The 22,308-nt window shown below is 72.3% G+C and carries 18 protein-coding genes; 12 read left to right on the top strand and 6 right to left on the bottom strand.

Going from position 1 to position 22,308, the window contains the following annotated elements; genetic code table 11:
* The first annotated feature begins 7 nt into the window (after positions 1 to 7).
* From cobT to DQ384_RS05920, 3 genes are all read left to right on the top strand, one after another.
* Complete coding sequence (gene cobT / locus DQ384_RS05930) at positions 8 to 1,087, top strand: nicotinate-nucleotide--dimethylbenzimidazole phosphoribosyltransferase (protein ID WP_114027680.1); 1,080 nt, start codon at positions 8 to 10, stop codon at positions 1,085 to 1,087.
* A 428-nt stretch (positions 1,088 to 1,515) separates the two neighbouring features.
* Positions 1,516 to 2,301, top strand: coding sequence for an SAM-dependent methyltransferase (locus tag DQ384_RS05925; RefSeq protein WP_114027679.1), 786 nt, complete (start codon positions 1,516 to 1,518; stop codon positions 2,299 to 2,301).
* Positions 2,302 to 2,442: 141 nt separating this feature from the next.
* Positions 2,443 to 3,108, top strand: a complete 666-nt coding sequence (locus DQ384_RS05920) for a hypothetical protein (RefSeq protein ID WP_245966271.1) — start codon at positions 2,443 to 2,445, stop codon at positions 3,106 to 3,108.
* A 55-nt stretch (positions 3,109 to 3,163) separates the two neighbouring features.
* On the opposite strand, the gene DQ384_RS05915 is transcribed toward DQ384_RS05920, so the two are convergent.
* Complete coding sequence (locus tag DQ384_RS05915) at positions 3,164 to 5,569, bottom strand: serine/threonine-protein kinase (RefSeq protein ID WP_114027678.1); 2,406 nt, start codon at positions 5,567 to 5,569, stop codon at positions 3,164 to 3,166.
* 262 nt (positions 5,570 to 5,831) lie between these two features.
* Between DQ384_RS05915 and DQ384_RS05910 the strand changes: the two genes are divergently transcribed.
* From DQ384_RS05910 to DQ384_RS05895, 4 genes are all read left to right on the top strand, one after another.
* Positions 5,832 to 8,966, top strand: coding sequence for a S8 family serine peptidase (locus tag DQ384_RS05910; RefSeq protein WP_114027677.1), 3,135 nt, complete (start codon positions 5,832 to 5,834; stop codon positions 8,964 to 8,966).
* A 175-nt stretch (positions 8,967 to 9,141) separates the two neighbouring features.
* Positions 9,142 to 10,119, top strand: coding sequence for an ABC transporter ATP-binding protein (locus DQ384_RS05905; protein ID WP_114027676.1), 978 nt, complete (start codon positions 9,142 to 9,144; stop codon positions 10,117 to 10,119).
* An 8-nt stretch (positions 10,120 to 10,127) separates the two neighbouring features.
* Entirely contained in the window at positions 10,128 to 10,958 is an 831-nt protein-coding gene (locus DQ384_RS05900; protein ID WP_220182798.1) for an ABC transporter permease, read from the top strand.
* Positions 10,959 to 10,984: 26 nt separating this feature from the next.
* A complete protein-coding gene (locus DQ384_RS05895; protein WP_181871052.1) occupies positions 10,985 to 11,773 on the top strand; it encodes an ABC transporter permease in 789 nt (262 codons plus the stop codon).
* Positions 11,774 to 11,788: 15 nt separating this feature from the next.
* Here the strand turns inward: DQ384_RS05895 and DQ384_RS05890 are convergent, their stop codons facing one another.
* Complete coding sequence (locus tag DQ384_RS05890) at positions 11,789 to 13,654, bottom strand: CASTOR/POLLUX-related putative ion channel (RefSeq protein ID WP_342769371.1); 1,866 nt, start codon at positions 13,652 to 13,654, stop codon at positions 11,789 to 11,791.
* Positions 13,655 to 14,050: 396 nt separating this feature from the next.
* Here DQ384_RS05890 and DQ384_RS05885 point away from each other — a divergent pair, with 396 nt between their 5' ends.
* Complete coding sequence (locus tag DQ384_RS05885; RefSeq protein ID WP_114027674.1) at positions 14,051 to 14,803, top strand: sulfotransferase family protein; 753 nt, start codon at positions 14,051 to 14,053, stop codon at positions 14,801 to 14,803.
* Positions 14,800 to 15,963 carry a glycosyltransferase family 4 protein gene (locus tag DQ384_RS05880; protein ID WP_114028004.1) on the top strand — a complete coding sequence of 388 codons (1,164 nt, stop codon included), beginning with the start codon at positions 14,800 to 14,802 and terminating at the stop codon, positions 15,961 to 15,963. The genes DQ384_RS05885 and DQ384_RS05880 overlap by 4 nt, the downstream gene beginning before the upstream one ends.
* 3 nt (positions 15,964 to 15,966) lie before the next feature.
* Here DQ384_RS05880 and DQ384_RS05875 read toward each other — a convergent pair whose 3' ends face one another.
* The 4 genes from DQ384_RS05875 to DQ384_RS05860 all read right to left on the bottom strand — a co-directional run bounded on the left by DQ384_RS05875 (position 15,967) and on the right by DQ384_RS05860 (position 19,171).
* Positions 15,967 to 17,160 (bottom strand): acyltransferase family protein, encoded by a 1,194-nt coding sequence (locus DQ384_RS05875; RefSeq protein ID WP_245966270.1) that lies wholly within the window; start codon positions 17,158 to 17,160, stop codon positions 15,967 to 15,969.
* A 174-nt stretch (positions 17,161 to 17,334) separates the two neighbouring features.
* The gene (locus DQ384_RS05870; RefSeq protein WP_114027673.1) at positions 17,335 to 18,111 is read right to left on the bottom strand and encodes a MauE/DoxX family redox-associated membrane protein; all 777 of its coding nucleotides are present in this window, start codon (positions 18,109 to 18,111) and stop codon (positions 17,335 to 17,337) included.
* Positions 18,112 to 18,120: 9 nt separating this feature from the next.
* Positions 18,121 to 18,717: a cell wall protein gene (locus DQ384_RS05865; protein WP_114027672.1), complete on the bottom strand. Its 597-nt coding sequence runs from the start codon at positions 18,715 to 18,717 to the stop codon at positions 18,121 to 18,123.
* A 10-nt stretch (positions 18,718 to 18,727) separates the two neighbouring features.
* A complete protein-coding gene (locus DQ384_RS05860) occupies positions 18,728 to 19,171 on the bottom strand; it encodes an RlpA-like double-psi beta-barrel domain-containing protein (protein ID WP_114027671.1) in 444 nt (147 codons plus the stop codon).
* A gap of 308 nt (positions 19,172 to 19,479) precedes the next feature.
* Here DQ384_RS05860 and DQ384_RS05855 point away from each other — a divergent pair, with 308 nt between their 5' ends.
* The 3 genes from DQ384_RS05855 (at position 19,480) to DQ384_RS05845 (ending at position 22,296) form a co-directional block, all read left to right on the top strand.
* Positions 19,480 to 20,088, top strand: a complete 609-nt coding sequence (locus DQ384_RS05855; protein ID WP_220182797.1) for an MFS transporter — start codon at positions 19,480 to 19,482, stop codon at positions 20,086 to 20,088.
* 154 nt (positions 20,089 to 20,242) lie between these two features.
* Entirely contained in the window at positions 20,243 to 20,881 is a 639-nt protein-coding gene (locus tag DQ384_RS05850; protein ID WP_181871051.1) for a copper resistance CopC family protein, read from the top strand.
* A gap of 365 nt (positions 20,882 to 21,246) precedes the next feature.
* Complete coding sequence (locus DQ384_RS05845; protein ID WP_245966304.1) at positions 21,247 to 22,296, top strand: copper resistance CopC family protein; 1,050 nt, start codon at positions 21,247 to 21,249, stop codon at positions 22,294 to 22,296.
* Positions 22,297 to 22,308: the final 12 nt, after the last annotated feature.

The following is a 22,308-nucleotide window of genomic DNA, read 5'->3' as shown; positions in this document are numbered from 1 at the left end:
AGCCCCCGTGAGCACGCTTGAGGAAACGATCGCCGCCATCCGGCCGCTCGACGAGTCCGCGATCGCCGAGGCGCGCGCCCGCCAGGACCGCATGACCAAGCCCCGCGGCTCGCTCGGCGTGCTGGAGGACGTCTCGGTGAAGCTGGCCGGGCTCGCGGGGGCGTGTCCTCCCGAGTTGCCCGAGCCCGCCGCGGTCGCGGTCTTCGCCTCCGACCACGGCGTGCACGCCCAGGGGGTGACGCCGTGGCCGCAGGAGGTGACGGCCCAGATGGTGTACAACTTCCTGGCCGGTGGCGCGGTGGTCAACGTGTTCGCCGCGCAGGTCGGCGCGCGGGTGACGGTCGTGGACATCGGCGTGGCCGCCGACCTGGAGCCCGTGCCGGGGCTGCTGACGTACAAGGTCGCGCCGGGCACCGCGGACATGACCCAGGGCCCCGCGATGACCCCCGCCCAGGCCCGCCAGGCCGTGGAGACGGGCATCCGGGTCGCGGGGGAGCTCGCCGCCTCCGGCGCCCGCTGCCTGGTCGCGGGCGACATGGGCATCGCGAACACCACCGCCTCCGCCGCCCTGATCTCGGTGTTCACCGGGCTCGGCCCGGACGAGGTCACCGGGCGGGGCACCGGCATCGACGACGCGATGCTGGCGCACAAGGTGGACGTGATCGGCCGCGCGCTGGCCCTGCACCGGCCCGACCCGGCCGACCCGCTCGGGGCGCTGGCCGCCGTGGGCGGGTTCGAGCACGGCGCGATCGCCGGCTTCATCCTCGGCGGCGCGGCGGCGCGGCTGCCGGTCGTCCTGGACGGGGTGATCGTCGGCGCGTCGGCGCTGGTCGCGGCCGCGCTGGCGCCGGAGTCGATCGCGGGGTGCCTGGCCGGGCACCGGTCCGTCGAGCCGGGGCACACCGCCGCGCTGCGGCACCTCGGGCTGCGCCCGCTGATCGACCTCGACCTGCGGCTGGGCGAGGGCACCGGCGCGGTCCTGGCCCTGCCGCTCGTCCAGAGCGCCGCGCGGGCGCTGCGGGACGTGGCCACCTTCGACTCGGCGGGCGTGACCGACAAGGACGTGCTGGAGACCGGGCAGTCCTGACGGCACCCGCCGCCCTTTCCCGCTTTTTCGGATATTCCATCATCGCGATTTCCCGGACACCCGAAACCGTTGGGCTCCAGGCCCGGTGGAGCGTGTGCCGCGCACGCGATCCCGGCACGTGGATCCCGTGCGCGGCGCGTCGGCGGGCCGCCATTCGCGGTCATTGATCAAAAAGCGGTCCCCGTCTTTTCGGCCGGGCTTGATGGGCCCGATTGGGTGCTTCCCAAGGTGGCGTTTTTCGCCCTCATATCGTGATATCCCCCCGATGACCTTCCTGGCGAATCTATCCTTGATCTGAGCCGATCAGAGGAAAGGAGGTCGCCATTACGGACGACGGGCACTATGTTCTGGACGTCGTCGGCGCCCAGTACGGGCTCGCCGGCGGTGGACTGCACATCTACTTCACCGGTGACCTCCTGCATCCCCCGATGGTGGCCGACTCCAGCGTCTGGGCGGACGGCCGGTTGTGGCGGCAGGGTGCGGCCGACCACGTCACGACCATCGCCGACCTCGCCGAGCTGCGCGCGGGAGAACGCGTCCTCGACGTCGGCTGCGGCCTCGGCGGACCGGCCCGCCTGCTGGTCAGGGCGCGGGGGGTGTCGGTCACCTCGGTCACCAACTCGATGGCGCACGCGATGACCGCCCGGATGCTCAACCGGCAGGCGCCCGACTGGTGGGACCTGATCACCGTCGTGCTGGCCGACGGCCAGGAGGACCTGCCCAAGGGCTCCTACGACGCGGCCCTGAGCATCAACATGCTCTACCAGGTTCCCGACCACCGGGCGCTGTTCACCCAGGTGTACGAGGCGCTCGCGCCCGGGGGCAGGTTCGTGGTCGACGACTGGATGCTGACCTCCTTCGCGACCGAGGGCGACGTCTCGGCGCTGACCGCCCACTTCGCCTACCCGCATTTCGCCCGCATCTCGACGATCGAGGACGACCTGCTCGCGGCGGGCTTCCCGCCGGCGGAGAGGGTCTTCGACTACGGGCACGTCGCGCGCGGCCCCATGGCCGAGCATTTCGAGAGCCAGGTCAGGAATTACTTCGCGCCGCGGATAATCGACGACTGGCCGAGCGAACCCGCCGACCGTCCCGGGATTCCCGCGTACGGGCGGCAGATGGTGGAAGAATTCGTGGCCGCCGTCAACCTGACCATCGACCTTTACCAGAGCCGGCATATGACCTATCGCAGATTGATGGTGCGAAAAGGCTGAAAAGGAGGTCGTGCCGGGCCGGCGCCCGTTCCGTCGCCCGGAAAGTCCGGGCGAGGCCAAGGACCGGGGTGACCCGGAAAGTCGGGGAAGTCGGGGAAGTCGGGGAAACAGTCGGGGATTACATCAGTGAGGAGCAACCCTTTGATCAGGTTCCCAGCGGCCAGGCTCAGGAGCCGGGCCGGAATCGCCCTCGCCCTCGTCGTCACGATCTTCGGCGTCGGCGGCTCCATGACCGGTGCGGAGGCCACGCAGAGCCGCACGGTGGTAGTCCCGTGTGACCACAACGTGGCGAATCTCGCCGCCAAGCAGCGGGTGAGCGGGGCGTGCGCGCAGGCCCCGCAGGCGGAGCTCATCTGGCAGGGCCGGGTGCACCTCGGCGACGAGCCGGGCATCTACGGTGACACGCCCTTCGCGGGCGCGGCCACCGAGTTCCCGATCACCCTCCAGAGGACGTCGGCGCCGGGCGAGGACAAGACGGTGCTCGTCGTCGAGGCGCAGGACTCCCAGACCTTCACCGGCTACCCGGGGCACTCCATCAAGGTCATCCTGCACGTGGTGGACACCACGACCTTCAAGGCCAGGGAGGTCGTGCTGGCCAGCAAGCGGCTGACCGACAACCGCAAGGAGATCCCGATCGACCTGACCGGCTACACGAGCCCGTACTTCGTGAGCGTGCAGATCCGCCAGGACGAGACCGTCCCGCCGGGCGCGCAGGACGACTTCCTCGTCACCCGCCTGTCCAACCTCTCGGCGGGCTTCCAGTTCTTCGCCAACTACGGCTACAACGTCTCCCCCTACTCCGACTGACGGTCGCGAGGACGCGCGGCCCGGCCTCGCGAGGGCCGGGCCGCGGCGGGGTGGGTCAGGAGCCGGAGGGCGGGAAGGGCGGGGCGAGGCTCCACACTCGGACGGTCTCGTCGCGGCTGCCGCTGACGGCGAGCGGAAGGCCGTCGGCGCGGCCCGTCGTGACCGACCACACGCGGTCGGTGTGACCGGTGAGCGGCTTGCCGAGGGGTTTGCCCGCGCGCAGGTCCCACACCCGGACGGTGCTGTCGTCGCTGCCGGTGACGGCGATCGGCACGCCGTCGACCTCGTCGAACGCCACCGCCCACACCGGCCCGGCGTGCCCGGTGAAGGGGTCTCCGCGCGGCTCCATCTTGTCCAGGTCCCACACGCGCACGGTCTTGTCCATGCTTCCGGTGACGGCGACGGCCGTGCCGTCCAGCCGGCCGAACGCGACCGCACGGACCGAATCGTCGTGCCCGGTCAGCGAGTCACCCAGCTGCGCGCCCCGGGACAGGTCCCACACGCGCACGGTCTTGTCGTCGCCGACCGTGACGGCCACCGGCTTGGAATCCACCTCGCCGTACGCGATCGACCAGATCGTCCCCGAGTGGCCCCGCATGGCGTGGACCTCCTTGCCCGTGGCCAGGTCCCACACGCGGACGGTGAGGTCGGCCCCGCCGGTGATGGCGATGGGCCGGTCGTCCAGCCGCCCGACGGCCACCGCCTTGACGTCGCCGGTGTGCCCGAGGAACGGCGAGCCGACCGCTTTCCTGGTCACCAGGTCCCAGACGCGGACGGTGTCGTCGTCGCTGCCGGTGACCGCGACCGGCGCGCCGTCCAGCTCGGTGAACGCGATCGCCCGGACCCATCCGGTGTGCTGGGTGTAGGGGGCGCCGATCTGCCTGCCGTCGGCGAGTCCGAAGACCCGTACGGTCTTGTCGTCTCCGCCGGAGATCGCCACGGGGGCGCCGTTCACCGTGCCGACGGCGATCGAGCGGACGTCGTTGCCGTGCTCGGTGATCTCGCCGTACAGGGGGGTGCCGAAGGGGTGGGCCTGCGCGGGCTCGGTCGCGGGGGCCGTCGTCGCGGGGGAGCGGCCGGGCGGGGACACCGTGGACTCGGCGCCCGGGCCGCCGGTGTTGGCGCGTTCCCGTAACAGGTTCGGCAGGGTCACGGCCGCGGCCCCGAGCACGGCCAGGCCCGCCCCTGCGGCGAGGAGCGCGCGGCGCGGGATCGCGCCGGTCCGCCGTCCGGGCGTCCCGGGCTCGGCCGGACGTCCGGGGGTCCCGAGGACGGTCGGCCGTCCTGGTGTCCCGGGTTCGGTCACGCGCTCCGGTGACGGTCCCGGGGAGGGGCGCGTGTTCGGCGCAGTGCCGGGGGAGGGATGCGTGTCCGGTGTCGATCCGGGGGAGGGGCGGGTGTTGCCCTGGAACGGTTCCGTGACCGGCCGCGTGCCCTGGGAGGGTTCCGTGGCCGGGCCCCGGCCTCCCGCCGAGGGCGCCGCGCCCCAGCCCGCCGCGGAGGGTGTGGCGCCCCGGTCGCCCGCCGGTGGTGCGGTGCCCCCGCCTCCCGCGGACGGTGTGGTGGGCGTCCACGCGGCCAGGCCCATCGGGGGCATGGGCAACGTAGGCGCCGGCCGGGGCGGGCCCGGCGCGGACGGAGGGGCGGGGGCCGCGTTCTCGCCGGTCAGGACGCGAAGCAGCTCGGCGCTCGTCGGACGCCCGTCCGGGTTCTTGGCCAGGCACGCCGCGAGCAGCGGCTGGAGCATCGGCGGAACGCCGGAAAGGTCCGGCTCCTGGTTCAGGATCGCGTTGACGACGGCCGGGACCGTCTCGCCGTGGAACGCGCGGTGACCCGTCGCCGCGTAGACCATCGTGCACGCCCAGCTGAACACGTCCGCGCTCTGACCGGCCGCCGACTCGTGGGTGAACTGCTCGGGCGCCATGTACGGCGGGGTGCCGATCGAGCCGGTGCGGGTGACGCTGGTGTCCAGCGCCCGCGAGATGCCGAAGTCGATCACCACCGGGCCCTCGGGGCCGAGGATGATGTTGCTCGGCTTGAAGTCGCGGTGCACGATGCCCGCGCGGTGGATCGCGGCGAGCGCGCTCATCGTCGAGACCGCGAGCCGCTCCAGGCCGCTGCCCGCGCGGGGCCCCGCCGTCCTGACGAGCTGCTCCAGCGAGACGCCGGGGACGTACTCGCTGACGATGTACGGACGGTCGCCCTGGATGCCCATGTCGAGCACCTTCGCGGTGCAGAACGGGGCCACGCGGCGCGCCACGTCGACCTCGCGCAGGAACCGCCTGCGCGCGTCGGCGTCGTCGGACATCCAGGCGTGCAGCACCTTGACGGCGACGTCCTCGCCCGAGGAGGGCCGGCCGAGGTAGACGAGGCCCTGGCCCCCGCCGCCGAGGCGGCGGATCAGCCGGTAGCCGCCGATCTCCGACGGTTCGTCCGGGCCGGGAAGGTGAGCATCGGACACCGCCCACCCCTTATATGGACCCGATGAATCGCGGCGAGATCAGAGGTGCCCAATGATATGGCCCTGGGGCATCCCGGCGGAATCACGCGCCGAAGAACGTGACGTCCACGTGTTCGCGCGTGCCGGGGGCAGCCGCGATGGACGACAACTCCGACGCTTACTGAGCTTGTGCCCCATTTGTTACCAAAGCGGTGCCGAACGGCTGTGCCGATGGCGCGACGCTTCTGATCACGCATGTCCACCACCCCCCATGAGGTGATCAGTGAAGAGGCGTCTGCTCTTTGGCGCGGTACTCGCATCCGCGAGCGTCGCGATCCCGCCGGCGGTGATCCCGTCCACGGCGAACGCAGAACCCGCCCGGCCACCCGCGTTCCAGCACCTGCCTGGCACTTACAACTACTCGGGCTTCAGGCCCGCCGTCCTGGACACCGCCCGCTCCCTCAAGGTGCTCATCCAGGTCACCGGCACACCTGTCGGCGACGCCGCGGCCGACGCCGAGGACGCCGGCAGGTCCGTCGACAAGCCCTCCCTTCGCTCCGCGCTGCGGACCGAGCGGCAGAGCGTCGAGGAGAAGGTGAAGGCCGAGGGTGGGAAGGTCCTCGCGACCTACACCGACAGCTTCAACGGCATCGCCGCCACGATCCCGGCGCGCAGCCTGTCCGCCATCGCGGAGACCCCCAAGGTCGTCTCGGTCCACCCGGTGCGGACCTTCAGCCGTGACAACACGGCCGGCGTCCCCTACATCGGCGCCCCCCAGGTCTGGCAGGACCTCGGCAAGACCGGCGACGGCGTCAAGGTCGCGATCATCGACACCGGGGTGGACTACACCCACGCCAACTTCGGCGGTTCGGGCGACCCGGCCGACTTCGAGCGCAACGACGGCACGGTCATCGAGCCGGGCACCTTCCCGACCGCGAAGGTGATCGGCGGGTACGACTTCGTCGGAGACGACTACGACGACAACATCCCGACCTCCGTGCCCAAGCCGGACCCCGACCCACTGGACTGCAACGGGCACGGCTCCCACGTGGCGGGCAGCGCGGCGGGCTTCGGCGTGGACGCGGGCGGCAGGACCTACGCCGGCCCGTACGACTCCACCACGCACTCGAAGTCCTTCAAGATCGGGCCCGGCGTCGCGCCGAAGGCCCTGATCATGGCCTACCGCGTGTTCGGCTGCGAGGGCTCGGCGAGCGAGGACGTCATCGTCTCGGCCATGGAGCGGGCGCTCAAGGACGGCGCGAACGTCGTCAACATGTCGCTCGGCTCGCCTTTCGGCCGCGTCGACGAGCCCAGCGCCCAGGCCGTGCGGACGCTGACCCGCGCGGGCGTCACCGTGGTCGCCTCGGCGGGCAACTCCGGCCCGAACGCCTACATCACCGGCGCCCCGGCCGTCGCCCCGACCGCCATTTCGGTGGCCGCCCTGGACGCCGCCCGCGCCCAGCTGCCCGCCGCGAAGATCTCGGCGGACGGCACGGAGATCGTCGCGCAGAATTCCAACGAGGCGGCCCTGCCTTCGGGGACGCTGCCGATCGCGGTGCTGCGCACCAGCTACCCGTCCGGGCCGGTGTCGCTCGGCTGTGACCCGGCCGACTACACCGCCTACCCGGGCGGTGTCACGGGCAAGCTCGTGATCACGCTGCGCGGCGTGTGCGCCCGCGTGAAGCGCGCCATTCTCGGGCAGAAGGCGGGCGCCGCCGCGGTCGCGATGATCAACACCGACGCGGCGTACCCGCCGATCGAGGGCCCGATCACCTCCGACCCCGACACCGGCGAGCCCTACACGGTCACCATCCCGTTCCTCGGCATCAAGAGCACCGACCGCGCGGCGGCCACCTCGCTGGACGGCAAGAGCACCGCGCTGACGGCGATGGCCGTCCCGAACCCCGGCTACGCGAAGCTCGCCTCGTTCTCCTCCGGCGGCCCCGGCAACGGCGCGAGCGCGCTGAAGCCGGACGTGACCGCGCCCGGTGTGGCCATCGTCTCGACGGGGGTCGGCACCGGTTCGGGTCCCGCGACCATCTCCGGCACCTCGATGGCCTCTCCGATGACCGCCGGAGTCGCCGCGCTGGTGAAGCAGGCGCACCCGCGCTGGCGGCCGGGCCAGATCAAGGCCGCCATCGTCAGCACCGCCGACGCGTCCACCAAGATCGCGGGCTACACGGCGCGGGTCGCCGGCTCCGGCGTCGTCGCCGCGCGCCAGGCGGTCGCCGCGACCGTCCTCGGCGAGACCGGGCACGGCGGGGGCAACCTGTCGTTCGGGCTCCAGTCCCTGACCGGCGCGTACCGGCAGAGCGAGACGTTCACCATCCGCAACACCGGCAAGGCCTCGGTCACCTACGACCTGGCCGCCGCGTTCACCGGCCAGTCGTACGGCGCGCAGGCCACGGTCTCCCCGGCGTCGGTCACCGTCGGCCCGGAGAGCAGCCGCGACGTGCGGGTCACGCTGTCGCTCACCGCGCAGGCCGTGGCCGCGCTGCCCGCCGCCGAGACGTCCAACTTCGGGTCGCTCGTCCACATCCAGGGCGCGGTCACCGCGACGCCGCGCGCCGCCGCCGAGGGCGTGTACCCGCTGCGGGCCGCGTTCCTGCTCGTCCCTGACGCGCAGTCCGAGGCGACCACCTCGCAGCCGGGCAAGTACACCGTGAGCGGCGGCGTGGCGGCGACGTCCGTCAAGGTGCAGAACAAGGGGGCGCACGCCGGCGCCGCCGACGTCTACGCCTGGGGCATCACCGACTCCGAGGACGTCAGGGGCGCCGAGGACTCGATGGACGTCCGCGCGGCCGGCGTGCAGGCGCTGCCGGGCTCGGTGCTCGGCGGCGCGGACACCGACCGGACGCTGGTGTTCGCGGTGAACACCTCGGGCCGCTGGTCCAACGCCTCGGCGAACGAGTTCGACATCCCGATCGACGTGACCGGGGACGGGACGGCCGACTACGTCCTGGTCGGCGCGGACTACGGCCTGGTGACCGCGGGCTCCTCCGACGGGCGCTTCGCCACGTTCGTGTTCAAGGCCGACGGGTCGCTGGTGGACACGTGGGTCGCCACGGCCCCGATGAACGGCGGCACGCTGCTGATGCCGGTCCTCGCCTCCCAGGTGGGGCTGGCCGAGGGCGCCTCGCGCTTCACCTACTCGGTCAGCGCCTCCTCCAAGGTGCCCGCGGGGCTCGTCGACGACACCGAGCCGGCGGCGTTCGACGCCTTCGCGCCGGCCGTCTCGACGGGGGCGTACGTGCCGCTGGAGCCGGGCGCGTCCAGCACCATCGCGCTCACGGCCGACCCGGCGCGGCTGGCGTCCACCCCGGTGAAGGGGTGGCTCGTCGTCAGCCTGGACGACCGCAGTGGTTCTCCGGAGGCCGACAAGGTTCCGCTGGGGAAGGTTCCCACCGTCAAGCCGTGATGTCGTCCTGACATCCTGAATCGAGGGCCCTGGCGTGCGCGGCACGCCAGGGCCCTCGTGTTTCCTTCTCGCGTAAATGAGTTGCGTGGTTTCGGCGATTTATTGCAGGATTTGGTTCAGATCGTTCTTGATCGACGACCGAGCAGGACCGGCCGCCCGAGGACTTCGAGGTTCCATGACACGTGACGGCACAGCGGCCCCTCTGATCCAGGCGAGGGGTCTCAGGAAGACCTACCCGGCCAAGGTGCGCGGCGGGGAGGGGTTCCAGGCCGTCGCCGGCATCGACTTCCACGTCGACCGCGGCGAGGCGTTCGGGTTCCTCGGGCCGAACGGCGCGGGAAAGTCGTCCACGATGCGCATGCTCGGATGCGTCTCCCCGCCGACCGGCGGCGACCTGCGCATCCTCGGCATGGACCCCCGGCGCGACGGGCGGCGCATCCGGGCCCGCCTCGGCGTCGTCCCGCAGGACGACGTGCTCGACCCCGACCTGTCCGTGCGCGAGAACCTCCTGATGTACGGCATCTACTTCGGGCTGCCCCGCCGCGTCGTCAGGGAGCGCGCCGGCCGCCTGCTGGACTTCGCGCAGCTGGAGGACAAGGCGGAGGAGAAGCTCGGCTCGCTGTCGGGCGGCATGCGGCGACGGCTGACGATCGCCCGCTCCCTCATCAACGAGCCGGACATCCTGCTGCTGGACGAGCCGACCACCGGCCTGGACCCGCAGGCGCGGCACGTCCTGTGGGACCGGCTGTTCCGCCTGAAGCAGCAGGGCGTCACGCTGCTGCTCACCACGCACTACATGGACGAGGCCGAGCAGCTGTGCGACCGGCTCGTCGTCATGGACAAGGGGCTCATCGCGGACGAGGGGTCGCCGCAGGAGCTGATCCAGCGGCACTCCACGCGCGAGGTCCTGGAGCTCAGGTTCCCGATCGAGGAGCATGAGCAGGCGGCAGGCAAGCTCTCCGCGCTCGTCCGCGCGGACGTGGGAGAACGGGTCGAGGTCCTGCCCGACCGGGTGCTCGTCTACACCCCGGACGGCGAGGCGACGCTGGCCGTGGTCACCGCCGCCCAGATGGTCCCGGTCACCGCCCTCGTGCGCAGGTCGACGCTGGAGGACGTGTTCCTGCGCCTCGCCGGCCGTAGCCTCACGGACTGAGGAGTTCCATGGCAGTCACTCCGGCGTCCCCCGCGACGTTCCCGGCCCCTCCGGTGTCCCCGGCGCCGTCCGCCGCGCCGCCCATGTTCCTGCGCGAGTTCGCCGCCCGCATGCTCCGCTACCGCCGCACCTGGCGGGGCACGGTCGTGCTCAGCGTCGCCAACCCGCTGCTCTTCCTGCTCGCCATCGGCGCCGGGCTCGGACGCCTGGTGGACCCCGCGTCCCTGAACGGCATCGACTACCTGGAGTTCTTCGCCCCGGGCATGCTGGCCGCCGCCGCGATGCAGAACGCGTTCGTCGAGTCGTCGTTCGCGGTCTACAGCTCGCTGCGGCGGGACCGCGCCTACCTCGTCGCCGCCGCGACCCCACTGGAGCCCCGCGACATCCTGGCCGGGCACCTGCTGTTCATCGCGTTCCGGGTCGCGAGCAGCGCCCTGGCGTTCGCCGTGGTGATGGTCGCCTTCGGCGCGGTCCGGTCGCCGTGGGTCGTGCTCACCGTCCCGGCGGCGCTGCTCACGGGCATGGCCTTCGCGGCGCCGCTCGCGGCGTGGACCGTCACCGTCGGCGAGTTCGGCAGGCTCAACACCGTGTTCCGGTTCGTCATGATGCCGATGTACCTGTTCGCCGGCACGTTCTTCGACCTCGCGACCCTCCCCGAGTGGCTGCGTCCCGTGGCGTACGTCCTGCCGCTGTGGCACGGCGTCGACCTGTGCCGCACGCTGAGCCTCGGCACCGCCACCCTGGGCACGTCGCTGGTCCACGTCGGGTACCTGGTGGTGCTGACGGCGGCGGGCGTCGTGGCGGCCCTGTTCACCTACCGGCGCCACATCCACCTGTGAGGGACCCCATGCCGCAGGAGACCACGTTGACCGCCGGACCGCCGGTCGTCCCCCGCTGGAGCGGCGCGCAGTACCTGCTGCTGCGCAACGTCTGGGTCCACAAGGGGCACGGCCCGTGGACGATGGCGCTGTACTCGATCTTCGAGCCGATCCTGTACCTGCTGGCCATCGGGGTCGGCATCGGGCGGCTCGTCGGCGACATCGAGGGGGTGGACGTCGGCTACGCCGCGTTCGTCGCGCCCGGCCTGCTCGCCACGGCCGTGATGAACAGCGCCCTGCACGAGACGATGGAGAGCGCGTTCGTCAAGTTCACCTTCGACAGGTTCTACCGGTCGGTGCTGTCCACGCCCGTGTCCCTGACCGGGGTCGTCGTCGGCGAGGTCGCGTGGTCGGTGCTGCGCGGTCTCATCTCGGGGGCCGGGTTCCTGCTGGTGATCACGGTGTTCGGGCTGGTCTCGTGGCCGTGGGCGCTGCTGTCGCTGGCCGGGACGGTGCTGGTCGCCTTCGCCTTCGGAGGCGCGGGCCTGGCCGTGACCACGTGGATCAAGGCGTGGCACGACTTCCAGTGGGTGCAGCTCGTGCTGCTCCCCATGTTCCTGTTCGCGACGACGTTCTACCCCGTCACCGTCTACCCGGGCCCCGTCCAGGTGGCCGTGGAGCTGCTGCCGCTGTACCACGCGATCCAGTTGCTACGGAGCTGCGCGCTCGGCGACCTCGGCCCTGACCTGTGGGTCAGCGTCGCCTACCTCACGGTCATGGGCGTGCTCGGGCTCGTCGTCGCCCGGTGGCGCTGGGCCCGCATCCTGCTCCACTGACGACCCGCGCGGCTCCTATCCCTCCGCCAGGACGATCACGTTGTCGTCCGCGCCCAGGGACAGGGGCTCGGTCCTCGGGGGGTTGAGGACGACGCCGTAGGACGGGGCGTGGTCGCTGTCGTGCTTGGTGCGGTAGCCGATGGCGGTCTCGCCGCGCCGCCTGGCCGCCTCGACGACGGTGGCGAAGTCGCCGCGCGCGCCCGGGATGACGTAGTCGGACGCGGGCCTGAGGTAGATCTCGGAGCCCACCGGGTCGAAGAGCTGGCCGAACACGCCCTGGAGGTGGCGGTTCTCGGCGAGCTGGGTGAGCAGCAGGCTGATCAGCTTGGTGCTGACGATGAAGTCGTCGGCCTTGGTGACCTGGAAGACCTCGCGGTTGTCGTCGTCGTTGATCTCGGTGACGATCGAGTACGGGTCGCCGAGCTTCACCTCGATGTCGCGCAGGTGCAGCAGCGTCACCAGCGTGCGGTCGTCGGCCTGCCCGGCGCCGGCGCCGTCGTCCGCCAGCACGATGATGTGCTTGTACCCGCCGAGGTCCAGGGATTCCAGGGACTTGCGGCTGGTCGGCTCGCAGTGCTTGTACCCGACGGCCAGGTTGTGGCGCGCGGTGGCGAGCACCTCGCCGGGCCGGCGCGGCGCGGCGATGTCCACGATCGAGCCCGGCTCGACCAGCCGCTCCAGCAGGTCGATGATCTTCGTCGCGCGGGTGTTCCAGCCGATCAGCAGCGTGCGGTCGGGCATCGGCCGCTGGTCGGGGGCCGAGACGATCGCGCTCTCGTCCACGCGGGGAGGGGAGTCGGCCAGCCGGATCAGCAGGTCGTCCTCGGCCAGCACGATCAGGCTGTCGCGGGCGCCGATGGCGGTGTCCATCGGCGGGTTGACGACCACCGTCCCGTCGCTTCGGCGCAGCCCGATCGGGACGCCCCGCGCGTACGCGTGCAGCGCCTCGCCGTAGGTCGAGCCGACCAGCGCGGGCTCGGGGCGGATGTAGAACTCGTTCCCGGCGAAGTCCAGCAGGTCGGTGCACACCGTGGAAAGCCCGGCCTGCCGGTGCGACTGGACGACCAGGCGCACGGCGATGTCGTCGGCGTCGACCACCAGCGCCGACTCGCCGCCCGCGAGCCGGGCCGCGGCGAGGTTCTCGGAGTTCTGCACGGCCGTGACCACGTGCGGGCGGGCGCCGCGCCAGGTGCGGTTGTTGAGCAGCAGCAACGCCTTGATCACGTCGATGTCGGCGTCCTGGCCCGGGGGCGGCAGCACCAGGATCGCCTTGGCGGTGTCCGGGCTCACCAGCTCCAGGGCGGCCCGCTTGAGGGGGCTGCCCGACCGGCAGATGATCCGCGTGCCGCCGGTCTCGCCGAGCCGGGTGCGGATCTCGTCGTCCATGTCCACCTTGTCGCGGTCGGCCAGGACCACCACGCACGAGCGCCGCTGCCCGTGGTTGGCCTTGACCAGCTCCTCGATGACCGTGAAGATCTGCTCCGACCAGCCGAGGATGACCGTGTGCCCGCTCTCGATGAGCCGCGAGCGGCCCTTGCGGAGCTGGGCGATGCGGTTCTCCAGGCCGGTGGTCAGCACACCGATGAGCGAGCTGACGATGAAGATGCCGCCGATGGTCGCGACGAGCATGAGGCCCAGGAACATCGGCCGCCCGGTGTCCCCGGCCACGGTGCCGGGGTCGATGGCGCGCATCAGGCTCATCCACGTGACCTCGCCCCAGCCGAGGTTCCCGTCCTTGTCGGTGAGGGCGATGACCAGCGCGGTGACCACCAGGATGAGCGCGACGGACGCGAGCGCCAGCCAGCCGATCAGGGCGGGCGTCCCGCGGTCCATCGTGCCGTCGAACCAGTACCGCAGACGATCCCGCCATCGCACGCGCACAGCCGCCGCTCCCCGCTGCCGTAGCCGTCGCACCTCCGATGCCGTGCGGGAGGTGCCTGGTCCCGATCATTGAAGCAGGCATGGCGTGCGCGCACGCTCCGTACCCATGATCCGGCATCGCGGGGCGTACGGCGGTCGCGTTCCGTCTTCACGCTGGGGACGCCGGTCGGCGATCGTGAATGGGGTCGTGACGCCTTTCACTATCCGTTCATTTCGCGATCATCTCTCATATATTTGCCAGGAACGCTGGCTAACCTCCCACCGCATGACGTGGCAGAGGAAGTTTCAAAGCGCGTTCGGCAGATATACCGGTTTTCAGATCAAGCGAGTAGGAAATGCGGGTCATATAGGTAATCGCGCCGCCGCCCGGCGCGGGACGAATTGGTCCGCCCGCCCATGGATCCGCGCGCCGACCGCCTTCTGACCGCCCCCGTGTTCGTCATGTCCCCCGTGCGCTCCGGCTCGACGCTGCTGCGCTCCATGCTCAACGCGCACCCCGAACTGCACGCCCCGCACGAGCTGCACGTGCGCCGGCTGAGCGTCGGATACGGCACGGCGCTGGCCGAGAAGGCGATGGCGGAGCTCGGCCACAACCAGGCCGACCTGGAGCACCTGTTGTGGGACCGGGTGCTGCACCGTGAGCTGGTCCGCAGCGGCAAGCGGTACATCGTGGACAAGACCCCCGCGAACGCGTTCGCGTACAAGCGCATCTCCACCTGCTGGCCCGACGCGCGGTTCATATTCCTGCTGCGCCACCCCGTGTCCATCGCCACATCCTGGTTCGAGGCGGGGGCCGGCAAGAGGACGCCGGAGGAGGCCGCGGCCGACGCCCTGCGGTACATGAGGGCCGTCGAGCGGGCGAGGACGGCCCTGCCGGGGCCGACCGTCCGGTACGAGGACCTGACGTCCGACCCCGAGAAGGAGACCCGCGCGATCTGCGACCACCTCGGCATCGCCTGGGACCCCGCGATGCTGCGGTACGGCGAGCCGGATGTGCTGGTCAAGGGCCTCGGGGACTGGAAGGACAAGATCCGCTCCGGCGCCGTGCAGCCCGGCAGGGAGCTTCCGCGCCCGGAGGACGTCCCCGGCCCGCTGCGCCCGATGTGCGAGAGCTGGGGGTACCTGCCCGGGACGGCGGCCCGCGCGTGAAGATCCGTTACATGCTCCTGCACGCGTACGGCATGGGCGGCACGATCCGGACGGTGGTCAACCAGGCGAACGCGATGGCCTGCCTCGGCCACGAGGTCGAGATCGTCAGCGTGGTCCGCCGCCGGGACGCGCCGCAGTTCGAGATCGACCCGCGCGTGACGCTGCGCACGCTGGCCGACCAGCGCGACCGCGTCCCCGAGGACTCGTTCGGACGCCGCGCCTGGCGGCGGCTGCGCGGCAGGATCGTCCCGCACGGGGAGTTCGCCGCGGGCTACTTCACCGAGGGCGTCGAGAGGGCCGTCATGGACCACGTCTCCTCCCTGCGCGACGGCGTCCTGGTCACCACGCGCCCGGCGCTGAATCTCATCTCGGCCCGGCGCGGCCACAGGAGCGTGGTCCGGGTCGCCCAGGAGCACTTGAGCCTGGACGCCTACTCCGACGGCGTACGCCACGACATCGCCCGCCACTACGGCGCCCTGGACGCCGTCGCCGTGCTGACCAGGACGAACATGCGCGAGTTCCGCCGGCTGTTCCCGCGCGGCCCGGTCGTCCGCATCCCCAACGCCGTCCACGCCGGACACGCCCGGCCGTCCCGCCAGGAGAACCCGGTGGTGGTCGCGGCGGGCAGGCTCGTCGCGCAGAAGGGGTTCGACCTGCTGATCCCGGCGTTCGCGCGGGTCGCGCGGCGGCATCCGGAGTGGCGGCTGCGCGTCTTCGGCACCGGCCCGAAGAAGGCCGCGCTCGGCGCGCTGATCGAGGAGCACGGCGTCGGCGGCAGCGTCGAGCTCATGGGCCGCAGCACCCGCCTGCAGGACGAGCTGGCCGACGCCTCGATCTACGCGCTCAGCTCGCGGTTCGAGGGCCTGCCGATGGTGATGATCGAGGCGATGACCCACGCGCTGCCGGTCGTCGCGTTCGACTGCCCGACCGGCCCGGCGGACGTCCTCACCGACGGAACCGACGGGCTGCTCGTGCCGCCCGGAGACGTCGACGGACTGGCCGCCGCGCTGGACCGGCTCATCGGCGACAGGGACCTGCGGTGCCGCATGGGTGCCGCCGCGGCCGAGACGGCGGGCGACTACGCGCCCGAGGTCGTCATGCCGATGTGGGAGAACCTGTTCGAGGAACTGCTCGCCGGACGGCCCCCCGGCGGATGGTGACCCTCACTTGCCCGCGAACGAGCCGGTGGACGACGCGGCCGGGGCACGTGGCGCGGACAAGCGGCGGCCGAGGTCCTGCATGGGCCTCTCGACGAAGCGGTACGTCAGCCAGCTCGCCGGGAGCACCAGCGCCACGAAGGTCACGGCCATCAGGATCTGCACCGGCAACGGCGACCAGCGCAGGTCGCCGGTGATCTTCGTGCCGAGCTTCAGCAGCGGGTGGTGCACCAGGTAGAGCGAGTAGCTGATCAGCCCGAGCCAGAGCAGGAAGCGCGGCAGACGGCGGCGCCGCAGCGCCATCGCGCCCGCGAACGTCAGCCCGGCCATCGCGATCGTCGTGAGCCACACCTGCGGCCGCACCCACCACCAGCCCGCCTGGATCGCCCACACAGGGGAGACCGCCACGAGCCCGGCGGTCACCGCCACCGGCCAGAGCCCGCCCGTGCCCTGCTCCCAGCGGTGGATCGCCGTCCCGGTGAACATCACCGCGAGGATGGCCGCGCCGAACCACGGTGTCCTGCTGCTCGACAACAGCAGTACGACCGCCATGAACCCCAGCGCGCACGCGGCCGCCGTGCGGAACCGGTTCGCGACCACGCAGACCAGGCCGGCGAAGAACACCGCGCACGACACCAGCGCCGGCCACACGCCGGTCAGCGGGGCCGCGGCCAGCAGCAGCCCCTCGGCGACGGCGGCGACCCCGAACGCCATCGCCGGCACGCCGCTGCGCAGGTGCGTCCCCGTCGTGAACAACGCGGTGACCAGCAGGTAGAACACCATCTCGTACGACAGAGTCCACATGGTGTCCGCGACCCCGCCGACGCCGACCACGTCCAGCAGCATCGTCGCGTGCGCGGCCACCCCGGACGCGTCGCGCGGCACGGTCTCGCGGACCGCCAGCCACGGGCTCATGGCCAGCACCAGGCCGATCACGGCCAGGTAGAGCGGGTAGAGGCGGAACGCCCGGCCGATCCAGAACGCCCGCACGTCGCCGCGCCGCTCCAGCGACGTCGGGATGATGTAACCGCTGACCAGGAAGAACACCAGCACGCCGTACAGGCCGAGGTTGAACCAGTACGGGCGCAGCGAGGGGACGACCCAGGGCAGCAGGTGCTCGGCCAGCACCGCGACCGCGCCGATGCCGCGCAACGCGTCCAGCCACGCCAGCCGGGCCGGCATGGTGGTGGCGCCGTCCATGAGGTTACGGTAGCAACGCCGGGGAGGGGCTCGCGACCTGCGCGAACCGATCGGCCCCTGCCCGGGACCGCTGGAGTGGCGGTCCCGGGCCGTCCGGAGCGGTGCTCCCCAGGGGGTCGCGGCCTCTGGCGAGCGGTGCTCCGGGTGAGTGCGGCCTCCCGGCGAGCGGCGCTCTCAGGCGAGCGCGGGCTCGCCCACCAGGGCGACGCGGACTCCCGCCGGGTCCGCGTCGGCGAGCGGCACGGCGAAGACCGCCAAGCCCTCGCGGGCCGCGTAGACCACGAACCGCATGCCGTCCTCGTCCCACACGTCCTGGACGTCCGAGACGAGCCGCGCCGACGCCGAGCAGTACGCGCGGCTGCGGTAGAGCAGGCGCAGCGTCACCTCGAGCGGCACCTCGCCCTGCGGACCCGGGGCGAGCGGCTTTCGCACCCGGACCACGAGCCGGCGCAGCGGCATCAGCCAGTGGCGGTCCAGCTCGGGCGACAGCCCCAGCAGGACCAGCACCTCCGCCGCCGCCACGAGCGCGGCCCACACGCCGCCCGTGTACGGCCCCGCCCAGATGGCGGCGACGCTCGCGGCGAGCAGCAGGCCCGCGCGGGCGAACGACCGTCCCTCGATCGGGCGGGAGTGCGCGCCCAGGCAGCCGCAGGACGACTCCGGGACGGTCAGGCGCGCGTACGCCAGGTAGGCGAGGAACCCCGTGGAGAGCGCGGTGGCGGCCACGCCCTCCACGGGAAGCACCGGCGGCAGCAGCAGCGCGGCCGCCACCACGAGCTCCAGCGCCCCGGCGAGCCGGAGCGCGGGGACCGCGCGCGCCGGGCCGGCCAGCCGGGCCAGGGCCGTGCGCCCGGCCTCGGCCCGCATCCTGGCGCTGAACAGTTTCGTCAGGGAGGCCCAGAGCAGGACCAGGCCGATCACGTACGGCTGCAGCGCGGCGATCCCGTGCATCGGTCGCTCCTAGTGGGCAGAGAAGACGGTGGCGATGTCGACCTCGTTGGTGTCCGGCCGCCACGCGCCGAGGATCTGCACGTGCTGGCCCACCCGCAGCGGGGACAGGTCGGCCGACGGAGGCGAGTCGGAGTAGATGGCGACCGACTTGCCGGGGATCCGGTGGCAGAGGATCTCCTTGCCGCCGTGGTCCAGGTGCAGCTTGTCGCCGGTGATGTTCCGGATGTGCCCCTTGATGTTGACGATGTTCAGCCACACCGACTCGGCGGCGAGCACGCCGTCCGGCATCCGCACGCCGCGGGCGTACAGGCCGTCACCGGGCTTCGCCTGGTCGAAGGAGACCGGGCCGAGCTTCCACAGGCTCGTGCCGTCGACGACCCTGATGCTGTGGAACACCATGTTCGACCCGAGGACGAGCAGGGTGTTGTCCTTGATGGAGCGGATGCGGCCCTCGGCGAAGTTCGGGTCCACCGCGCCCGGCTCGATGTCCGGCGCGGCCTGGCCGAACGCCGCCTCGGGGCCGAGCGACCCGAGCGCGGTCGCCGCGACGACGGTCGCGCCGCCGCCGAGCACGGCCGACTTCAGCATCTGCCTTCTCGTGGTCATGGTCCGCCTCCTAGGCCGAGATCTCGCACGGCCGCAGGCCCGAGGAGAGGCTCGCGATCCGGCTGTAGGCGGCGGGGGTCAGGTCGATGAGCCGGTTGCTCGCGCAGGTCGCGCCGCAGCAGCTGCGCTCGCCGCAGAACAGGTCGGTCTGCGGGCCGCAGTCGGCGATCGTGGTGACGACGCTCGCGCCGCCGCACAGCGCCGTCGTCCGGTGGGAGAATCCGCAGGTCCTGCGCGAGAGGGAGACGCCGCAGCTGTCCGGCCGCGTGATGGCCCAGCAGGCGTCGGAGGTGTTGGGCCAGGCGTGCTGCAGGCTGCCCGAGTTGCAGGTGCCGCAGGCGCCCTTGCCCACGGTGCCGCACGGGCCCCAGGCCGCGCCGCAGCAGAACCAGGAGACTTCGCCCTGGACGGGTCCGAGTAGGTCGACGGGATCGGTGGGTCGGCTGCGCGCCATGCGCGTCCTCCTAGGGTGAGCTTTGAAGGTCCCCCGTTTGGTGCAGCCATTGCGGAAATTTCCTGACTTGTCCCATAGATAACATGTAATAAATCTTCGTCAATGCCCCGCTTGCCCCTTTTCTCCGGAGCCCCCCAAAGGGCTCCTCTCTCCCCAAGGGACCCGCCTGGGTGAGAGGTCACCGGCGCCCCGGCGCCGTTCCGGTGACCAGGACCGCTGGCATTTCGGCGCCTCTGTGCGGCGGGTCGTCCGGGCGCGTCATAGTGCTTGGCCGAGGGACGGAGAGGTATGAGACGATTCGTCGCGTCATGCACGCCACCCTGCCGTTGAGGCTCGCGCGGTCGGCGGTCTTCACCGTCGTCTGCCTGGGGCTTGCCGCAGGGGCGCACCGGTTCGCGGGCGGCACGGCCCCGGCCCCGTGGGTGCTGCCCTCGGGGGCGCTGGCCGTCATGACCGGGACGACGCTCCTCGCCCGGCGCGAACGCCCGCCGGCCGCCGTGGTCGCCTGGCTGCTCGCCGCCCAGCTTCTGCTGCACTGGTGGTTCGGCGCGGCCGGGACGTCCGCCGTGCCACGGCCTCACGAACACGGCGTACCCGGCCTTTCGTACGGCCCGGGGCTCGGCGCGGGCGCGGGCATGCTGCTGGCGCACCTGACCGCCGCGCTGCTCACCGGCTGGTGGCTGGCGCGCGGCGAGGCGGCGCTGTGGTCGCTCCTGCGCGTCGTCGGCGGGTACGCCTTGCGGGGCCTGGCGGTGCTCGGCCTGCTGCGGCGGGAGACGCCCCCGCCTCCGCGCACGGTTCTCCCGGGGGACGACCCGGCGGCGCGCCCCGGACACGACCGCGTCCTGCGGCACGCCCTCGTCCGGCGCGGCCCGCCTCCCGTCCCGGCTCTCCGAGGCCTCGCCCGCTGTGCGTGAGTCCTCGCACGCCCGGTAGACATTCCGCCCGTTTCGGGCTTCCCGCGCGTCCGGCGTGTGGTCCGTCCGGCTCGCGCTTCTTCCGGCGCGCCCACCCGAGGCCCCCGTGCCCGCGGCCTGCTCGCGCCTTCGCGACCCCCTGGAGTTCCCTTCCGTGAAAACATCCTTCGTCCGAGCGCTGCTCGTGTTCTGCCTTTCCTGGACCTTCCTCGGGCTCGCCGCCCCCGCCGCGCTGGCGCACGACAGCCTGAAAAGCAGCACCCCGGCCAAGAACGCCGTCGTCACCGGCCTCGACCAGATCGAGCTGGAGTTCAGCGCGCGCGTCAGCTTCCCCGCGGTCGTGCTCACCGACGCCGCCGGCCGCCGTTTCGAGTCGGGTCCGCCGACCGCCGAGGGCCCGAAGGTCATCGAGAAGGTCGCCGGGCCGCTCCCGTCCGGGAGCTACGTCATCGCCTGGCGGGTCGTGTCCTCCGACGGGCACCCGGTGGAGGGGGAGATCCCGTTCACGGTGAACGCGCCGGGCGTCACGGCCCCGGCCCCCGCCGCACCGTCCGCCTCCACGCCGGAAGCAACCGCTCAGGGGGCGACCGCGCCGGGGGCGACCGCGCCTTCCTCCGGCGAGACCGCGCCGGGCGGAGGCTTCCCGGTGTGGATCTGGGCGGTGCTCGCCCTCTTCGTGGTCGTCGTCGCCGCGATGCTGCTGCGCGGCCGCGGATCGGCCAGGCCCGGGCCCACGCGGACGGACACCACGTCCGAGCCCGCGCGACCGCAGGCCCCGCAGGACGGCGAGTGACCCGTCCAGGCGGTCGGCCCTCCGACCTGGGACCGCGTTCCCGGCCCGACCTGGGACCGCGTTCCCGGCGGGACGGCGTCCGGGGGGCCGCGCCCTTGACGGTCATGTGCGCTCCTGGCCACAATGTGGCGCGATGACCATTGCGTATGCCGGTCGGCACCTGGCGGCGCGATGGCTCGTCACCTCGAATTGTGGCTCTCGAATCTGACGTGGTCGGCGCACGTGTCCGGTACTTGAAAGGATCGGCCCTGCGTTCGTTCTCGCGTTCCCGTCCCCGCGTCCTGCCGTTCCGGCTCCGGCGTGAGATCTCGCCCGTCGTCCCCCCGGGGAGCGCGGCGCGGATGAGCGGAGTACCGGTGGAAGAAATGCAGCGGGACACGTCGTCCGCCGACCTGCGTTCTCGCGGCGTTTCGGGGCTTTTGTCCGCACGGTTCACAAGGTTCACCGGGTTCACGTCCAGGGCCGCCGCCCGTCAGGCGCGCGCCTGGGCCGCGACGGCGCGGTGGACGGCCCGCCTGGCCGTGCTCGCCCTGGTCGGCGGGCTCGCCCTGACCGCCGTCACCCCGCCCGCCTCCGCCCACGGCCAGCTCGCGATGTCGAACCCGGTCAAGGACAGCACGATCTCCTCGCCCATCGAGGCCGTCGAGCTGTACTTCACCGAGCGGCCGATCTCGTACGCGTACTTCACGGTCAAGGCGCCGAGCGGCGTCCGGGTGGACGAGCAGTGGACGCAGGGCCCGCCCAAGCGTCTCGACGAGCCGGTCCGCGAGTACCACCTGATCGACGGCACGTGGGAGCCGAAGCTCTTCCACGAGGGTTTCCCGGCGAAGATCCCCGTGGCGTACTGGCCCGACAAGGGCGTGTACGTCGCGACGTACCGGACGATCGCCTCGGACGGGGAGGAGGTGAGCGGGGAGGTCAAGTTCACCTACAACGGCAAGACGACCGAGGCGCCCAAGGGGTGGCGGACCCCCACCAACCCGCCCGACCCGGCCTTCGAGGCGGCCGCCGGCCACTCCAGCGCGCCGCAGGTGGGCGAGACCCCGAGCGACACGCCGTCCCCCGTGGCGCCGGCGGGCCCGACCCCGCAGGCCTCGTGCACGCCGAGGACCATGCCCGAGACAGGCTGCACGCCCGGCGACGCGTCCCAGGCCCCCTCCTCCGCGGCCGGCGCCACCTCGTCGGAGGACGGCGGCGCGGGCCTGCTGGTGTGGCTGCTGCCCGCCCTCCTCGTCGTCGGGGCGGGGGTCATGGTCCTGCGCGCCGCCCGGCGCCCGGCTCCCGGCGTCGCCACGGCGCACGGCGGGAAGAACGGCGGTCCGGCCGGTCAGAACCGCAAGAAAACGCCTCCCTCGGCCCGGCGCGGAGCTCCCGCCCGTCCGGCGCCGAAGGCCAAGTCCATCAAGCGGCGCTGACCCGCACGCCCC

The organism is Sphaerisporangium album (assembly GCF_003323745.1).
Lineage (GTDB): Bacteria > Actinomycetota > Actinomycetes > Streptosporangiales > Streptosporangiaceae > Sphaerisporangium > Sphaerisporangium album.
The sequence above is the reverse complement of the archived record's forward strand: the minus strand, read 5'-3'. Positions and strand labels throughout refer to the sequence as shown.

Coding starts and splice junctions, on each gene's coding strand:
- DQ384_RS05860 (WP_114027671.1), bottom strand. CDS start 19,171: ATGGCGCGCAGCCGACCCACCGATCCCGTCGACCTACTCGGACCCGTC.
- DQ384_RS05905 (WP_114027676.1), top strand. CDS start 9,142: ATGACACGTGACGGCACAGCGGCCCCTCTGATCCAGGCGAGGGGTCTC.
- DQ384_RS05845 (WP_245966304.1), top strand. CDS start 21,247: ATGCAGCGGGACACGTCGTCCGCCGACCTGCGTTCTCGCGGCGTTTCG.
- DQ384_RS05900 (WP_220182798.1), top strand. CDS start 10,128: ATGGCAGTCACTCCGGCGTCCCCCGCGACGTTCCCGGCCCCTCCGGTG.
- DQ384_RS05885 (WP_114027674.1), top strand. CDS start 14,051: ATGGATCCGCGCGCCGACCGCCTTCTGACCGCCCCCGTGTTCGTCATG.
- DQ384_RS05925 (WP_114027679.1), top strand. CDS start 1,516: ATGGTGGCCGACTCCAGCGTCTGGGCGGACGGCCGGTTGTGGCGGCAG.
- DQ384_RS05870 (WP_114027673.1), bottom strand. CDS start 18,111: ATGCACGGGATCGCCGCGCTGCAGCCGTACGTGATCGGCCTGGTCCTG.
- DQ384_RS05865 (WP_114027672.1), bottom strand. CDS start 18,717: ATGACCACGAGAAGGCAGATGCTGAAGTCGGCCGTGCTCGGCGGCGGC.
- DQ384_RS05855 (WP_220182797.1), top strand. CDS start 19,480: ATGCACGCCACCCTGCCGTTGAGGCTCGCGCGGTCGGCGGTCTTCACC.
- DQ384_RS05875 (WP_245966270.1), bottom strand. CDS start 17,160: ATGGACGGCGCCACCACCATGCCGGCCCGGCTGGCGTGGCTGGACGCG.